This is a genomic window from Yoonia sp. R2-816 (assembly GCF_046762905.1).
Taxonomy (GTDB): domain Bacteria; phylum Pseudomonadota; class Alphaproteobacteria; order Rhodobacterales; family Rhodobacteraceae; genus Yoonia.
Window position 1 is genome coordinate 1 of the sequence record NZ_JBKQXN010000120.1, and the last position, 282, is coordinate 282.

Annotated in this window: 1 protein-coding gene; it reads right to left on the minus strand. The window is 62.4% G+C overall.

Annotated elements, in window-relative coordinates; all coding sequences use genetic code 11:
* The coding region (locus ACFWW2_RS02640; RefSeq protein WP_393925913.1) for a transposase at nt 1–282 on the minus strand (282 nt) is incomplete at both ends.

Here is a 282-nt window from a genome sequence, read left to right on the forward strand (position 1 = left end):
ACCCGCCGCGTTGGGCCCCAGCAAAGCGGCCAGCGCTTCGTGGAAATCGCCCGTGGAAATGCCTTTGAGGTACAACCAGGGCAACAGCTCTTCGATGGACTTGGCCTTGCGCAGATAGGGCGGCAGAATGGATGACGCGAAACGGATTTTCTCTACGTCGCTACTCCGGTCTCGCACGCGCGGCACCTTCACCGGCACCGCGCCGATCCCCGTCATAACCTCGCGCTCCGGCAGGTGACCATGGCGTACTAATCGTGTGCGGCCATCATCGGTTCGCTCGTC